Genomic DNA, 14,982 nt, shown 5'->3' with positions numbered 1-14,982 from the left:
GGGAGGACAAAAGCAGGTGATGGATATATTACGGATCGGAACCCTGGGAGTGGCAGGAGCGCTTCTGGCGATTCAGTTTAAAAATGTAAAAGCGGAATATGGAATCTATATCAGTGTGACTTTAAGTATGATCATATTTTTCAGCATTCTGGATCAACTGGAAGGGATGATCACATCTGTGAAAACGATAGCAGGCTTTATTCAAATGGACAATTATTACATAGGTACACTGATGAAAATGCTGGGAATTACATATGTGGCGGAATTTTCTTCCGGAATATGCAAAGATGCCGGATATCAGACCGTTGCAGCTCAGATTGAGACATTTGGAAAACTTACGATCCTCGCCTTAAGCATGCCGGTTCTTATTGCACTGCTGGATACGATCAGGGACTTTATGGTATGAGAAAGGTACGGAAAACGACAGGACATCGAAATGTGTGTATCCTCTGTCTGCTGGGTATCTCTGTAATGCTGACGTGTTTTCTCACCGGAGCTGAATGTCTTGCATCGGAAAAAACAGACAGAACGGAACAGGAAGTGGAGGAAATCTCAGACATAGAAGAAGAACTTCTGGATCTGTTTGAATTCGGCGAGGTCGATGAAGCCCTGAAAGAGCTGTTCCCGGAAGAACGGGTAGACTTTAAAGATACCCTGATGGGAGTCCTTTCCGGGGATCTGACATTTTCGGCAGAATTATTGAATCAGTTAGTTCTGGATCAGCTGGATTATGCGTTCCGTATCAGCAGAAAGAATCTGATTCATATTCTTGCAATTGCTGCGATCGCTGCAGTGCTGCATAATTTCTCCGGTATATTCCAGAACCGCCAGATTGCCGGAATCAGTTTTTATGTGGTATATATGCTTTTGATCGCGATCCTTCTGAATTCATTCAGAGCGGTATCTGAGTGGGTTCAAACAGGAGTAGAAGATATTACTGCATTTATGACGGTCTTCTGTCCGTTGTATTTTCTTGCTGTATCGATTGCAAAAGGAAGTGTAACATCAGCTGCATTTTACCATCTGGTTCTGGTGCTGATCTCTCTGGCGGAATATGTGATTCTTAAGATTGTGATTCCGGTGATTCATATATATATGATGTTGAAAATATTAAACTATCTGTCGGAAGAAGATTATCTGAGTAAAGGGGCGGAACTGATCGGGATGATTGTAAACTGGGGATTGAAAACGCTGCTGGCATGTGTAATCGGGCTGAATGTGATACAGGGAATGATCAGTCCTGCAATCGATACCGTAAAAAGAAGTATCCTGACCAGGGGTGCAGAAGCCATTCCCGGTGTAGGAGATGCCATTGGCGGAATGACGGAGGTGGTTCTGGGAACGGCTGTTCTGATAAAAAATGGAATTGGCATGACCGGGGCAATCATATGCATTGCGCTGTGTGTGGTTCCGCTGGTGCAGATTGGCTGTATTACGCTTCTCTATCATCTGGCGGCCGCGGTCATTCAGCCGGTTTCTGATAAAAGGATCGTCGGATGTGTAGAAACTGCAGGAGAAGGGTGCAGAATGCTGATGCGGGTAGTATTTACAACCGGAATGCTTTTTCTTCTGACAATTGCAATTGTGACTGCCGTCACAGGAAATATCTGAGGTATAGTTATGTTTGAGCATATAGATATGTGGATCCGTAATCTTGCGTACTACCTGGTCATGGTAACGATGCTTGTACAGATCGTGCCGGGATCTGAGTATAAAAAATATATTCGCTTTTTTACAGGACTCGTACTGGTAGTCATGTTTCTGATCCCGGTGCTGAAAATCTTTGGCATGAATACGAAATTTCAAAAGTATTATGATCAGGCGGAATATCAGGAGAAGCTTCAGGAACTGGAAGAGTCGGTTTTGCTTCCTGACGAAGAATCAGAACAGAATATAGAGGTGGAGGAGATTCGGATTGAAGAATAATAGGAAGCAGATACTTATATCTGCAAAAAAACGTCTGAAAAGCATGAAAAAGGATCAGCTTCTGATCCTGATCCTGTCCGGAATCCTGCTTCTTGTCATAACGCTTCCAACTGGAGAAAAACAGGGTGATTCGAAGGAAACGGAGAAATCCGCGGATCCGTACGGAGAGGATGGATTTACATATGATCAAAGCAGTTATGTGGATTATCTGGAACGACATCTGGAAGAAGTGCTGTCTCAGATGGAAGGAGCAGGTGATGTAACCGTAATGATTACGCTCCGGTCTTCTGCGGAGAAGATCGTAGAAAAGGATCTGGAGACCCAGAATGAATCGATCACGGAAAACGACAGTCAGGGAGGAAGTCGGATCACACAGAACGACAGTCTCAGAGAAACGACAGTATATGACGGAGTAGATGATCAGATTCCGTATATTTCTAAAATCATAACGCCCAGCATCGAAGGTGTGGTTGTTCTGGCATCCGGAGGAGATAATGCAGTTGTGAAAGAGCAGATAACAGAAGCGGTACAGGCATTATTTGGAGTAGACACGCATAAGATTAGAATAATGAAAAAGAATGAATCATGATGTGGTCAGGTAGGAGGATTAGGACATTGAAACGAATCGTAAAGAAGAATCAGATGATCATAGCGGCACTGGCCGTTATGATAGCAGCCGCCGGATATCTGAATTATTCGGGGAAATTGTTCCAGAAGGAAGATCAGACAGAACAGGCCAGCGCAGAACTTGCAAACCAGGAACTGCTGGATATCTCAGAAGAGGATCAGAGTGTATCCGGTGATATTGAAAGTCAGGATGGTGGAGATGAGGCGCAGGACGGAGAAGTTGACGGAACTCCCGGAGAAGCAGTTCTTACCAGCGCAGATGCAAGTTCTGTCGTTGCAGAAGCGAAAGTAACCAGAGAGCAGGTGAGATCAAAAAACAAGGAATCTCTGCTGGAGATCATTAATAGTGAAAACCTGAGTGATGAACAGAAACAGAGTGCGGTAGATCAGATGGTACATATGACTGAACTGGCAGAAAAAGAAGCAGCGGCCGAGACGCTTCTGGCATCCAAGGGATTCAGCGATTCTGTAGTGAGCCTGACGGATGACAGTGCGGATGTGGTGGTGAATGCTGCAGAACTTACAGATGCCAACCGGGCACAGATAGAAGATATCATCACCAGAAAGACCGGAGTGGCGGCACAGAACATAGTGATTACTCCGGTATATTCAGAAGGTAAATAAGAAAAAGTCACGTCATGGAAGCAAAGATTCTGTGATGTGGCTTAAATTATGTCATGAATCCTGTTTGACCGTGTGTGACTCTTATGATATACTGATTAATAGCGTCTATAAGCGGATATACTATTAATTAGGAGTGTTTATTCATATGTCACAGATCACCAACGAAGTAAAGAATCAGATCAAAAAGCGAAGAACATTTGCCATCATCTCTCATCCGGATGCTGGTAAGACAACATTGACAGAGAAGTTTCTGCTCTATGGAGGAGCAATCAATCAGGCAGGAAGTGTCAAGGGAAAGGCAACTGCCAGACATGCAGTTTCTGACTGGATGGAGATTGAAAAGGAAAGAGGTATCTCTGTCACTTCCTCTGTATTACAGTTCAATTATGATGGCTATTGTATTAATATCCTGGATACACCCGGACATCAGGATTTCTCTGAAGACACGTATCGAACACTGATGGCTGCGGATTCTGCGGTTATGGTCATTGATGCATCCAAGGGTGTGGAAGCACAGACAAGGAAACTTTTTAAGGTCTGCACCATGCGTCACATTCCGATCTTTACATTTATTAATAAGATGGACAGAGAAGCGATGGATACATTTGAACTTCTGGATGATATTGAGAATGAGCTGGGAATCGCAACCTGTCCGATCAACTGGCCGATCGGTTCGGGAAAGGAATTTCGCGGCGTATATGACAGAGCGACCAGAAAGGTAGAGATCTTCTCGGATACAAAAAAAGGAACTACACAGGGCGAAGTAAAAAAAGTAGATATCAATGATCCTGAGATATCCTGGCTGATCACAGATTCTCAGAAGCTTCAGCTGGAAGAAGAGATTGAACTTCAGGACGGTGCAGGTGCAGAGTTTGATCAGGAACTGGTGAGCAAAGGAGAATTGTCTCCGGTATTTTTCGGATCGGCACTTACAAACTTTGGTGTGGAGACATTTTTGCAGCATTTCCTTCAGATGACGACTTCTCCGCTTCCGAGAGTCTCTGACAAAGGGCCGATCGATCCGATGGAAGAAGGAGATTTTTCTGCATTTGTATTCAAGATTCAGGCAAATATGAATAAGGCGCACAGGGACAGAATTGCTTTTATGCGTATCTGCTCCGGTGAGTTTGAGGCAGGTATGGATGTCTATCATATGCAGGGACAGAAGAAGGTTCGTCTTTCACAGCCACAGCAGATGATGGCAAGTGAACGAAAGATGATCGAAAAAGCATATGGCGGCGATATTATCGGTGTATTCGATCCGGGTATTTTTTCGATTGGTGATACACTGACCACTTCAGGCGACCGGTTTGTGTACGAAGGAATTCCAACATTTGCTCCGGAGCACTTTGCAAGAGTGCGTCAGGTCGATACCATGAAAAGAAAACAGTTTATCAAAGGAATTAACCAGATTGCACAGGAAGGAGCGATTCAGATCTTCCAGGAATACAATACGGGTATGGAAGAGATCATTGTCGGTGTGGTTGGTGTGCTTCAGTTTGATGTATTGAAGTATCGTCTGGAGAATGAATATAATGTAGAGATCCGTATGGAAAATCTTCCATATGAATATATTCGCTGGATTGAAAATACAGAGATCGATCTGGACAGGCTTCATGGTACTTCTGATATGAAGAAAGTAAAAGATCTGAAAGGTCGTCCGCTTCTTTTATTTGTAAATGAATGGAGTATCCGCATGACTCAGGAACGGAACGAGGGACTGGAACTGGCTGAGTTCGGCAGATAAGGACTGGGGCTTTTCAAATGGTGTGAAGTTTGATATAATTGATAGAAGTGATAATCAGACAGGAGGTCGTTGATAAGATGAGCAAAGAAGAGAAGAATACGTATACAATAAAGACAGATGATAACCTTGGAGAAGTGAAGATTGCAGATGAAGTAGTGGCTATTATTGCAGGTCTTGCTGCCATGGAAGTGGACGGAGTATCCTCTATGGCCGGAAATGCAACGAGAGAGCTCATCAGCAAGCTCGGAATGAAATCTCTTTCCAAAGGGGTAAAAGTGGATGTGCTGGAAGGAATCGTAACGGTATCTCTGGCACTGAATCTGAAGTATGGATATAACATTATGGATATTACTGCAAAGGTACAGGATAAAGTAAAAACAGCAATTGAGAATATGACAGGTCTGGAAGTTGCAGACGTCAATATCCGCATTGCCGGAGTAGACATACCGGAGGAAGCATAAGTGAAGAGGACAGAGCAGAGAGAACACATCTTTAAGATGTTATTTAGCGTTGACTTTAATGAGGGCAGTGAGCAGTCAGAACAGGCAACACTTTATCTTGAGCAGATTGAGGATGCAAAAGAGAAGGATATAGAATATATCAGAGCGAAAGTGCAGAAGATTACAGATAAGATTGAAGAGATCGATGAGTTGCTTAATTCACATACGAAAGGCTGGAAGACGACCCGTATGAATAAAGTGGATCTGACAATCCTGAGACTGGCTGTGTATGAGATTAAATGGGATGAAGATGTACCTGCAGGTGTAGCGATTGACGAGGCTGTGAATCTTGCCAAGACATACAGCAGTGATGAGGGACCGGCATTTGTAAATGGCGTGCTGGCCAGATTTGCTGACTGATCAGAGGTAGGTTATGACTCAGAATGTTTACACAGTAAAACAGGTAAATGCATATATCAAAAATATGTTTACCCAGGATTACATGCTGACCCGGATCTATGTAAAGGGAGAAGTATCCAACTGTAAGTATCACACATCGGGACATATATATTTTTCACTAAAGGATGAGTCCGGAACGATTGCCTGTGTCATGTTTGCCGGGCAGCGAGGCGGGCTCTCTTTTCGTATGAGAGAAGGTCAGCAGGTGATCGTCTTCGGATCGGTGAATGTGTATGAGAGAAGCGGATCCTACCAGCTCTATGCAAGAGAGATCCGTCTTGACGGAGCAGGAGCACTTTATGAGAGATTCCAGATGTTGAAACAGGAACTGGAAGAGATGGGAATGTTCGCACCGGAATATAAAAAGCCAATTCCGGCATATGCGAAAACGATCGGAGTCGTTACGGCACCGACCGGGGCGGCAGTAAGAGATATCATGAATATCTCTGCCAGAAGGAATCCTTACGTTCAGCTGATTCTTTATCCTGCACAGGTTCAGGGAGAGGGTGCGGCCGGGAGTATTGTCAGAGGCATCCGAATGCTGGAAAACAGGAAGGTTGATGTGATTATTGTTGGAAGAGGAGGAGGCTCTATAGAAGATCTCTGGGCATTTAATGAAGAGATTGTTGCCAGGGCCATTTTTGACTGCTCTGTTCCTGTTATCTCTGCGGTAGGTCATGAGACGGATACGACGATCGCAGATTATGTGGCAGATCTTCGGGCACCGACACCATCAGCGGCAGCGGAGCTGGCTGTGTGGGATTACGCACGTGTCAGAGTTCATATCGAAGAAAGCAGCCTTCGACTGAATCGTCTGATGTCCGGAAGTATCCAGATCAGTCGTATGCATTTAAAAGAATATCAGACCAGACTTACCTATCTTCATCCGAGGAATAAGCTTCAGGAACAGCAGCAGAGACTGGCAGAAGCAGAGGACAGGCTTCGGAATCTGATGGAGCAGCGTTTGAAGGAAGCAAGGCACAGACTGGCGCTCGACATGGAGAAGATGAACGGACTTTCTCCGATTCGCAAGCTGAATCAGGGATACTCCTATGTAGAAAAGTATGATGGAAATGTTATCAAAGATATTTCTCAGGTGAAGATCGGAGATCGAATGTCCATATATCTGAAGAATGGAATTATAGGGGCGGAAGTCCGGGAGATAAAGGAGGAGCAGCATGGCTAAGAAGGCAAATCAGTCGCAGGAGTATACATTGGAGGAATTGTTTGTACAATTAGAGTCGACGATTGCAGAAATGGAAAAAGAAGACGTCTCTCTGGAAGATTCCTTTCAATATTATCACCGGGGAATGGATCTTTTGAAAGCATGCAGTGAAAAGATCGATAAAGTAGAAAAGAAAATGCTGGTATTGGACGAGGAAGGTGAAGTTCATGAGTTCGAAAACTGATTTTCAGAGACAGATGAAAGAAAAAGTGGAAGACATTGAGAAAATGCTTCAGGAGTACCTGCCGAAGCAGAAAGGTTATCAGAGCGTGATCATGGAAGCCATGGGATATAGTCTGATGGCAGGCGGAAAGAGACTGCGTCCGATGCTGATGCTGGAAACATACCGGCTGTTTCAGGGATCATGTAAAGCGATTCGTCCATTTATGGCGGCAATTGAGATGATCCATACATATTCCCTGGTACATGATGATCTTCCGGCACTTGACAATGATGATTACCGGCGCGGAAGAAAGACAACACACATTGTGTACGGAGAGGATATGGGAATCCTGGCAGGGGATGCCCTGTTAAATTATGCATTTGAAACGGCATTCCAGGCGTTTGTAACCGATCCGCAGGACAGCCTGCTGATTGGAAGAGCTCTTGGAGTTCTTGGGAAAAAGGCCGGCATATATGGAATGATCGGCGGTCAGGTGATTGATGTGAAGGAAACCGGACATGTCGTGTCAAAAGAAGTTCTTGATACAATCTATGTACTTAAGACCTCTGCATTGATCGAAGCATCCATGATGATCGGTGCAATTTTTGGAGGCGCTTCGGAAGAAGAAGTGAAAAAAGTTGAGAAGATCGCAAGATATGTCGGGCTTGCGTTCCAGATTCAGGACGATATCCTGGATGTGACAAGCACCGAGGAGGTATTGGGAAAGCCGATTCACAGCGATGAAAAGAATGAGAAGACGACGTATGTTTCTATGATGGGGATTGAGGGTGCAAAAAAGATTGTAGAAGAATATTCCGCTTCTGCCATTGATCTGCTGCATCAATTATCAGGAAAAAATGAATATCTGGAACAGCTTTTATTGGAGCTGATTCACAGGGACAGATAGAGAGGATACCTGATTATGTTAGAACGAATACAAAAGGTGAATGATATAAAGGAACTGGAACCGCAGGAGCTTTTGCAGCTTGCAGAAGAGATCCGGCAGTTTCTGATTGAAAAGATCAGTAAAACAGGCGGACATCTTGCATCGAATCTTGGAGTGGTAGAACTTACGATGGCCATGCATCTTGTGTTTCAGCTTCCACAGGATAAGATTATCTGGGATGTCGGACATCAGTCCTATACGCACAAGCTTCTGACCGGCAGAAAAGAAGGGTTTGAAAGCCTGCGTAAATACGGCGGCATGAGTGGTTTCCCAAAAAGAAAAGAAAGTGACTGTGATGCATTTGATACCGGGCACAGTTCGACTTCAATCTCGGCAGGTCTGGGGTATGTGCGTGCAAGAGATCTGAAGGGGGAAGATTATAATGTGATATCCGTGATCGGAGATGGTTCTCTGACGGGCGGTATGGCATACGAGGCACTGAACAATGCCTCAGAACTGAGTACCAATTTTATCATCGTGTTGAATGATAACCATATGTCTATTTCAGAAAATGTAGGAGGAATGTCTCATTATCTGGCAGAACTTCGGACAGCAGAGTTCTATACCGGATTAAAAAAAGGGGTTACTACCGCACTTCATAACGTTCCGGTGGTTGGAGATTCTATCATTGAACATATCCACCGTACGAAGAGTAGTCTGAAGCAGCTGATCGTTCCGGGAATGTTTTTTGAAGACATGGGGATCACTTATCTTGGGCCGGTTCCGGGTCACAATATTGCGATGCTCTGTCGTGCATTCCGGGAAGCGAAGAGAATCAAAGGACCGGTGCTTCTTCATGTGTTGACAGAAAAGGGAAAAGGATATGAACCGGCAGAAATGCATCCGGATAAATTTCATGGAATCGGACCGTTTCAGGTGGAGACAGGAGAGCCGGAGTCTCCCAAGAAGAAGGACAGCTATACAGATGTATTTGGGAAGGTGATCTGTGATGAGGCTGCAAGAAATCCTGATATTGTTGCGATAACAGCGGCTATGGCAGATGGAACCGGACTTGCAGGTTTCCGGAAAAGATATCCGGATCGTTTCTTTGATGTCGGAATTGCAGAAGAACACGGAACAACGTTTGCGGCAGGTCTGGCCGCAGGCGGGATGAGACCGGTATTTGCAGTATATTCATCCTTCCTCCAGCGTGCATATGATCAGGTGATTCACGATGTGGCACTGCAGAATCTTCCGGTTGTATTTGCGGTGGATCGTGCAGGGCTGGTAGGCAGTGACGGAGAGACACACCAGGGAATCTTTGATCTTTCTTATCTGAGCAGTATTCCGAATATGGTTGTGATGGCGCCAAAGCATAAATGGGAACTTGCAGATATGCTACGTTATGCGCTTTCTTACAATGGACCGATCGCATTCAGATATCCGAGGGGAAGTGCATATGACGAATTTCAGGAATTCCGGGCGCCGATTATATACGGAAAGAGTGAGATGCTCTATGAAGAATGTGAGATTGCAATTCTGAGTGTAGGACATATGTTTGAAGAAGCGGTAAAGGTGCGGGAAAAACTCAAAGAAAACGGATATTCCTGTACACTTGTAAATGCAAGGTTTGTAAAACCGATTGATACAGAGATGCTGGAACATTTGCGTAATCATCACAGACTTGTTGTAACGATAGAAGAAAATGTTCAGACCGGAGGTTACGGGGAACATGTCGTTGAATATGTTTCCAGAAAATGTCCGGGAATGCAGGTACTGACACTGGCTCTTCCGGATGATTACGTGGAGCATGGAAGTATTGATGTACTCAGAAAAGAGACTGGACTTGATGTGGATTCTATGACTTCCAGAATCCGGACACTATATGACAGATTGCAGGAGAAGATATGAAAGAACGTTTAGATGTATTACTGGTAAAAAGAAATCTTGCCGCATCCCGTGAAAAGGCCAAGGCGATCATTATGTCCGGCAATGTATTTGTGGATGGACAGAGAGAAGATAAGGCGGGAACGACGTTTCCGGAAGAAGTGCAGATTGAAGTGAAAGGACACACGCTTCCTTATGTCAGCAGAGGAGGCCTGAAGCTGGAAAAAGCAATTAAGAACTTTGATGTATCGGTGGAAGGAAAGGTATGTACAGATGTCGGTTCCTCCACCGGAGGATTTACTGACTGTATGCTTCAGAACGGTGCAAAAAAAGTGTATGCAATCGATGTAGGAAGAGGGCAGCTTGACTGGAAACTCCGGCAGGATGACAGAGTGGTCTGTATGGAAAAGACGAATATACGATATGTGACGCCGGAAGATCTGGGTGAGCCGATTGATTTTTCTTCGATTGATGTGTCTTTCATCTCTCTGACAAAAGTTCTGATGCCGATCTGTGAATATCTGACTGAAAACGGGCAGATCGTAGCATTGATCAAGCCACAGTTTGAGGCGGGAAGAGAAAAGGTCGGAAAAAAAGGAGTTGTCAGAGAAAAGAGTACACACATCGAAGTGATTCATAAAGTGATCGACTATGCGATGTCGATCGGGTTTGCTGTATTAAATCTGGAGTTTTCACCGATCCGGGGACCGGAAGGTAATATTGAATATCTGGTTCATCTGGAAAAATGTGGAAAAACAGACAGAATATCTGATATAATCAATGTCGAAAAGACGGTGGATGAGGCATTTGATACGTTAACGAAAGGTTAAAGGAAAGCATCGGCTATGGATAGATATTTAATTGTTACGAATGATGGAAAGGATACGGATTATTCTGTTACGGATCAAGTGGTTACTCTGCTTCAGAATGCCGGTAAGACATGTATCCTGTGTCAGAAGGATGAAGATAAAAATATTATTATGGAATCGGTGCCGGATCAGATCGACTGTGCGATTGTCATTGGTGGAGACGGAAGTCTGATTGAGGTTGCAAGAACGCTCTGGGAAAAAGATGTTCCGATTCTCGGAATCAATATGGGAACTCTCGGATATCTGACGGAAGTTGAGGTCAATCATATCGAAGAGGACCTGAATCAGATGCTTGCCGGTGACTATGTGTTTGAAGAACGTATGATGCTGAAAGGGACATTGGAAGATGGGACACAGGATGTTGCATTAAATGATATCGTCGTTTCAAGAAAGGGAGAGCTTCGGATCATACATTTCAAACTGTTTGTCAACGGGGAACTGCTGAATTCCTATGAGGCGGACGGCGTGATCATCTCGACACCGACCGGTTCTACTGCCTATAACCTGTCTGCAGGAGGGCCGGTTGTGGAACCGACAGCATCTCTGATCGTGATCACTCCGATCTGTTCACATGCATTGAATACAAGGAGTATTGTATTGTCTTCCGAAGATGAGATCATGATAGAGATCGGAGAAGGAAGAAATGGTTCCAGAGAAGAGGTATATGTTACCTTTGACGGTGCAGACAGGATGATTATGGAAACCGGAGCAAAAATCATGGTACGCAGGGCTGATGCCAGAACAAAGATCCTGAAGTTGAATAAAGTCAGCTTTTTAGAGACACTTCGCAGAAAAATGAAGGGGAATTAGTGACATGAAGGTAAACAGACACGCAAAAATTATTGAATTGATTAACAGATATCATATTGAAACGCAGGAAGAACTGGCTGAGTATCTGAACCAGGCTGGGTTCAAGGTAACACAGGCAACCGTGTCAAGAGATATCCGGGACCTGAAGCTTACCAAGATTCCTTCTGATAATGGAAAACAGCGTTACGCATTGCATCAGAACGCAGAAAGCGGAATGAGTGAAAAATATATCCGCGTATTAAAAGAAGGCTATCTTTCCATGGATATGGCACAGAACATTCTGGTCATAAAGACCGTGTCAGGAATGGCGAGTGCAGTATGCGCTGCATTGGATGCAATGAAGTGGAACGAGATTGTCGGCAGTATTGCCGGAGATGATACCATCATGTGTGCGATCAGAACAGTGGACGATACAGTGAAAGTAATGGACAAGATCAGTAAGATTATTCTGTAGGAGGAAATATGTTACAGAATCTGCATGTAAAGAATCTGGCATTAATTGATGAGATAGAAGTAGAATTCGGGGAAGGACTGAATATTCTGACCGGTGAAACGGGTGCGGGAAAGTCAATCATTCTTGGATCTGTGAATCTTGCTCTGGGCGGAAGGTATTCCAGAGATATTCTGAGACAGGGAACGAAATACGGGTTAGTGGAACTTTCTTTTCTAGTGGAAAATGAACACCAGATCAGAAAGCTCAATGACATGGATATCGATCCGGAAGATGGTATCGTGACTTTGTCCAGAAGACTGATGGAGGGAAGAAGCATCAGTCGTATCAATGGTGAGACGGTCCCGATCGGACAGCTGAAAGAGGCAGCCGCAATTCTGATTGATATTCACGGGCAGCATGAACACCAGTCGCTCCTGTATAAAAAGAATCATCTGCAGATTGTAGATGCGTTTGCAGAGAGCTTTCTGGCAGAAGAGAAGAAAAAGACGGAAGAAGCTTTCCGTGCATATAAGGCATGTGCAAAAGAGTTGAAAGAAGCAGTTACAGATGAAGCACAGAGGGCAAAAGAGCTTTCTTTTCTGAAATATGAGACAGAGGAGATCCGAAATGCACAGCTGATACCCGGCGAAGATATGGAACTGGAAACCCTCTACAGAAAGATATCGAATGGTAAAAAAATTGCCGAGAGCGTGACAGAAGCGTATGGCTATACAAGTGAGAACAATGACAGTGCCAGTGAAGGACTGAGCAGAGCAATCCGCGCATTGTCTCAGGCGACAGAGTATGATAAAAAAGCAGAAGAGCTGTATGAGCAGCTTGCCGAGATTGACAGCCTTCTGAATGATTTTAACCGGGAACTGGCTGAATACAGTGATACATGTGAGTTCTCTGAAGAAGAATTATATGAGACAGAGAATCGTCTGAATGAGCTGAATCATCTGAAAACAAAGTATGGAGCTACCATAGAAGAGGTTCTTGCATACTGTGAAAAACAGGAAGAGAGAATCGCAGTCCTGGAAGACTTTGACCATTATCTGGAATCCCTGAAAGAACGCTGCCAAAAAGCAGAAGAGACTTATCAGATGTGGGCAGATAAACTGTCTGCTGTCCGAAGACAGCAGGCTTCCATTCTGGAAAAAGCGATCGAGAACGGATTAAAGGATCTTAATTTTGAAGATGTGAACTTTCAGATCCATTTTGAACAGAAGAGAGAATATTCCTCTGACGGAATGGATGATGTGGAGTTCATGATCTCCCTGAATCCAGGACAACCGGTCAGACCACTTGCAAATGTTGCATCCGGAGGGGAACTTTCCCGTATCATGCTGGCGATCAAAGCAGTCATGGCCGAGAGAGATGAGATTGAAACGCTGATCTTTGATGAGATCGATGTCGGAATCAGTGGAAGAACTGCACAGAAAGTATCAGAAAAGATGGCTCTGATCGGGAAGAATCATCAGGTGATCTGTATCACCCATCTTGCGCAGATTGCGGCAATGGCAGACTGCCATTATCAGATTGAAAAAAAGACCAAAGATGGTGTGACAACGACAGGCATACGATTATTAAGCGAGGAAGAATCTATCGGTGAACTTGCGAGAATTCTGGGCGGTGCCAAGATTACAGATACAGTGATTGAAAATGCAGCGGAGATGCGTAAGCTTGCGAAACAGACAAAATAAACCAGTGTAAAATAATTGAAAATTCACATAATAAAAACAGATATCCAAGAAAAGGGTATCTGTTTTCATTATGTGCGGTTTGAAAGGAGCAGTCTGTAGAATGAGAAAGTACTGGTATCGAAGAATTCTGATAATGATATTGACATTTACAATTGCCGTAAGCGGAGGATATTATCTGATCGAGATAAGACAGGAGCAGCTTCGGCAGGAGGTCAATGCAAAGACGGCAGCTTCAGATATGGTAATTCCAGGCGGAATGCCTATTGGGATCTATCTGGAGACCGATGGAGTCATGGTCCTTGGAACAGATACCATAACCGGTATGGACGGAAACCAATATTCTCCCTGTGAACATCTGTTAAAGGCAGGAGATTATATCGTCGCCGTAGGAGATCAGGAAACAGACAGTAAAGATGATCTGGTGGAAGCAGTGAAAGAACTGGATGACAAGGAAACAGTACTTAAAGTGAGAAGGGATGATACGTATCTTGATATTAAGGTTCGGCCGGTGCAGTGCGGACGAAAGGATTATAAACTTGGGGTCTGGGTAAGAGATAATGCACAGGGGCTTGGAACAATCACATATCTGACAGCTGACAGCCGATTCGGTGCATTGGGACACGGGATTCACGACGTTGATACGAATGAACTGATAGAGATTGAAGAAGGAAGGGTCTATAGCACAAGCGTGAAAGATATCCAAAAAGGAGCGGGTGGTATACCGGGAGGAATGGAAGGAATCATCGTGTATAACAGTTATAATGTTCTGGGATATATAACAGATAATACAGACTGCGGAATCTTCGGGAGCTTAGACAGAATAGATGCTCTGTTTGAAGAACAGACACCAATGCAGACCGCCGATACCGAAGAAATCCAGGAGGGAGAGGCATGGATCCGATGTGCTGTCACAGGAGAAGTGAAAGATTATAAGATCCGCATTACAAAAGTTGACAGACTGACACATGAAGCCAATAAGGGACTGGTAATTGAGGTTACAGATCCGGAACTTCTGGAGGTTACCGGAGGAATCGTGCAGGGGATGAGCGGAAGTCCGATCATCCAGGATGGAAAGCTGGTGGGAGCTGTGACCCATGTGCTGGTGAATGACCCGACGAGAGGGTATGGGATATTGATTGAGAATATGCTGGATGCGGCTGGATAAAACAGTGCCGGAGGCAGT

Annotated in this window: 17 protein-coding genes; all 17 read left to right on the top strand. The window is 44.4% G+C overall.

Annotation, left to right across the window (positions count from 1 at the left end):
• Positions 1 to 19: 19 nt before the first annotated feature.
• The 17 genes from ABE547_RS08410 (at position 20) to spoIVB (ending at position 14,964) form a co-directional block, all read left to right on the top strand.
• Complete coding sequence (locus ABE547_RS08410) at positions 20 to 406, top strand: SpoIIIAC/SpoIIIAD family protein (protein ID WP_347378454.1); 387 nt, start codon at positions 20 to 22, stop codon at positions 404 to 406.
• Positions 403 to 1,611, top strand: coding sequence for a stage III sporulation protein AE (locus ABE547_RS08405; protein WP_347378361.1), 1,209 nt, complete (start codon positions 403 to 405; stop codon positions 1,609 to 1,611). The genes ABE547_RS08410 and ABE547_RS08405 overlap by 4 nt, the downstream gene beginning before the upstream one ends.
• 9 nt (positions 1,612 to 1,620) lie before the next feature.
• Positions 1,621 to 1,926 carry a stage III sporulation protein AF gene (locus ABE547_RS08400; RefSeq protein ID WP_347378360.1) on the top strand — a complete coding sequence of 102 codons (306 nt, stop codon included), beginning with the start codon at positions 1,621 to 1,623 and terminating at the stop codon, positions 1,924 to 1,926.
• Positions 1,916 to 2,515, top strand: coding sequence for a stage III sporulation protein AG (locus tag ABE547_RS08395; protein WP_347378359.1), 600 nt, complete (start codon positions 1,916 to 1,918; stop codon positions 2,513 to 2,515). Before ABE547_RS08400 ends, ABE547_RS08395 begins: the two co-directional genes overlap by 11 nt.
• A gap of 26 nt (positions 2,516 to 2,541) precedes the next feature.
• Positions 2,542 to 3,177 (top strand): SpoIIIAH-like family protein, encoded by a 636-nt coding sequence (locus ABE547_RS08390; protein ID WP_347378358.1) that lies wholly within the window; start codon positions 2,542 to 2,544, stop codon positions 3,175 to 3,177.
• A gap of 145 nt (positions 3,178 to 3,322) precedes the next feature.
• On the top strand, positions 3,323 to 4,924 hold the full coding sequence (locus tag ABE547_RS08385) for a peptide chain release factor 3 (RefSeq protein WP_347378357.1): 1,602 nt from the start codon (positions 3,323 to 3,325) through the stop codon (positions 4,922 to 4,924).
• Positions 4,925 to 5,001: 77 nt separating this feature from the next.
• A complete protein-coding gene (locus ABE547_RS08380) occupies positions 5,002 to 5,385 on the top strand; it encodes an Asp23/Gls24 family envelope stress response protein (protein ID WP_347378356.1) in 384 nt (127 codons plus the stop codon).
• Complete coding sequence (gene nusB, locus ABE547_RS08375) at positions 5,386 to 5,784, top strand: transcription antitermination factor NusB (protein WP_347378355.1); 399 nt, start codon at positions 5,386 to 5,388, stop codon at positions 5,782 to 5,784. It begins immediately after the preceding gene.
• A 13-nt stretch (positions 5,785 to 5,797) separates the two neighbouring features.
• Complete coding sequence (gene xseA / locus ABE547_RS08370) at positions 5,798 to 7,009, top strand: exodeoxyribonuclease VII large subunit (protein WP_347378354.1); 1,212 nt, start codon at positions 5,798 to 5,800, stop codon at positions 7,007 to 7,009.
• Complete coding sequence (gene xseB, locus ABE547_RS08365; RefSeq protein WP_347378353.1) at positions 7,002 to 7,232, top strand: exodeoxyribonuclease VII small subunit; 231 nt, start codon at positions 7,002 to 7,004, stop codon at positions 7,230 to 7,232. The genes xseA and xseB overlap by 8 nt, the downstream gene beginning before the upstream one ends.
• Entirely contained in the window at positions 7,216 to 8,118 is a 903-nt protein-coding gene (locus ABE547_RS08360; RefSeq protein ID WP_347378352.1) for a polyprenyl synthetase family protein, read from the top strand. The genes xseB and ABE547_RS08360 overlap by 17 nt, the downstream gene beginning before the upstream one ends.
• Positions 8,119 to 8,133: 15 nt before the next feature.
• Entirely contained in the window at positions 8,134 to 10,008 is a 1,875-nt protein-coding gene (gene dxs, locus ABE547_RS08355) for a 1-deoxy-D-xylulose-5-phosphate synthase (RefSeq protein WP_347378351.1), read from the top strand.
• Positions 10,005 to 10,814 carry a TlyA family RNA methyltransferase gene (locus tag ABE547_RS08350; protein ID WP_347378350.1) on the top strand — a complete coding sequence of 270 codons (810 nt, stop codon included), beginning with the start codon at positions 10,005 to 10,007 and terminating at the stop codon, positions 10,812 to 10,814. Before dxs ends, ABE547_RS08350 begins: the two co-directional genes overlap by 4 nt.
• A 15-nt stretch (positions 10,815 to 10,829) precedes the next feature.
• A complete protein-coding gene (locus ABE547_RS08345; protein ID WP_347378349.1) occupies positions 10,830 to 11,663 on the top strand; it encodes an NAD(+)/NADH kinase in 834 nt (277 codons plus the stop codon).
• A gap of 4 nt (positions 11,664 to 11,667) precedes the next feature.
• A complete protein-coding gene (gene argR / locus ABE547_RS08340) occupies positions 11,668 to 12,117 on the top strand; it encodes an arginine repressor (RefSeq protein WP_347378348.1) in 450 nt (149 codons plus the stop codon).
• A gap of 8 nt (positions 12,118 to 12,125) precedes the next feature.
• A complete protein-coding gene (recN, locus tag ABE547_RS08335) occupies positions 12,126 to 13,799 on the top strand; it encodes a DNA repair protein RecN (protein WP_347378347.1) in 1,674 nt (557 codons plus the stop codon).
• A gap of 100 nt (positions 13,800 to 13,899) precedes the next feature.
• Complete coding sequence (gene spoIVB / locus ABE547_RS08330) at positions 13,900 to 14,964, top strand: SpoIVB peptidase (RefSeq protein WP_347378346.1); 1,065 nt, start codon at positions 13,900 to 13,902, stop codon at positions 14,962 to 14,964.
• The last annotated feature ends 18 nt before the right edge of the window (positions 14,965 to 14,982 follow it).

The organism is Dorea sp. YH-dor226 (assembly GCF_039832105.1).
Lineage (GTDB): Bacteria > Bacillota > Clostridia > Lachnospirales > Lachnospiraceae > Dorea_A.
This window is presented reverse-complemented; position numbering and strand designations above follow the sequence as displayed.

Bases quoted from the DNA above. Each gene is read 5' to 3' on its own strand.
- spoIVB (WP_347378346.1), top strand. From the start codon at position 13,900: ATGAGAAAGTACTGGTATCGAAGAATTCTGATAATGATATTGACATTT.
- xseB (WP_347378353.1), top strand. From the start codon at position 7,002: ATGGCTAAGAAGGCAAATCAGTCGCAGGAGTATACATTGGAGGAATTG.
- ABE547_RS08385 (WP_347378357.1), top strand. From the start codon at position 3,323: ATGTCACAGATCACCAACGAAGTAAAGAATCAGATCAAAAAGCGAAGA.
- ABE547_RS08400 (WP_347378360.1), top strand. From the start codon at position 1,621: ATGTTTGAGCATATAGATATGTGGATCCGTAATCTTGCGTACTACCTG.
- argR (WP_347378348.1), top strand. From the start codon at position 11,668: ATGAAGGTAAACAGACACGCAAAAATTATTGAATTGATTAACAGATAT.
- ABE547_RS08405 (WP_347378361.1), top strand. From the start codon at position 403: ATGAGAAAGGTACGGAAAACGACAGGACATCGAAATGTGTGTATCCTC.
- recN (WP_347378347.1), top strand. From the start codon at position 12,126: ATGTTACAGAATCTGCATGTAAAGAATCTGGCATTAATTGATGAGATA.
- ABE547_RS08345 (WP_347378349.1), top strand. From the start codon at position 10,830: ATGGATAGATATTTAATTGTTACGAATGATGGAAAGGATACGGATTAT.
- ABE547_RS08380 (WP_347378356.1), top strand. From the start codon at position 5,002: ATGAGCAAAGAAGAGAAGAATACGTATACAATAAAGACAGATGATAAC.
- ABE547_RS08350 (WP_347378350.1), top strand. From the start codon at position 10,005: ATGAAAGAACGTTTAGATGTATTACTGGTAAAAAGAAATCTTGCCGCA.
- ABE547_RS08410 (WP_347378454.1), top strand. From the start codon at position 20: ATGGATATATTACGGATCGGAACCCTGGGAGTGGCAGGAGCGCTTCTG.
- ABE547_RS08360 (WP_347378352.1), top strand. From the start codon at position 7,216: ATGAGTTCGAAAACTGATTTTCAGAGACAGATGAAAGAAAAAGTGGAA.
- dxs (WP_347378351.1), top strand. From the start codon at position 8,134: ATGTTAGAACGAATACAAAAGGTGAATGATATAAAGGAACTGGAACCG.
- xseA (WP_347378354.1), top strand. From the start codon at position 5,798: ATGACTCAGAATGTTTACACAGTAAAACAGGTAAATGCATATATCAAA.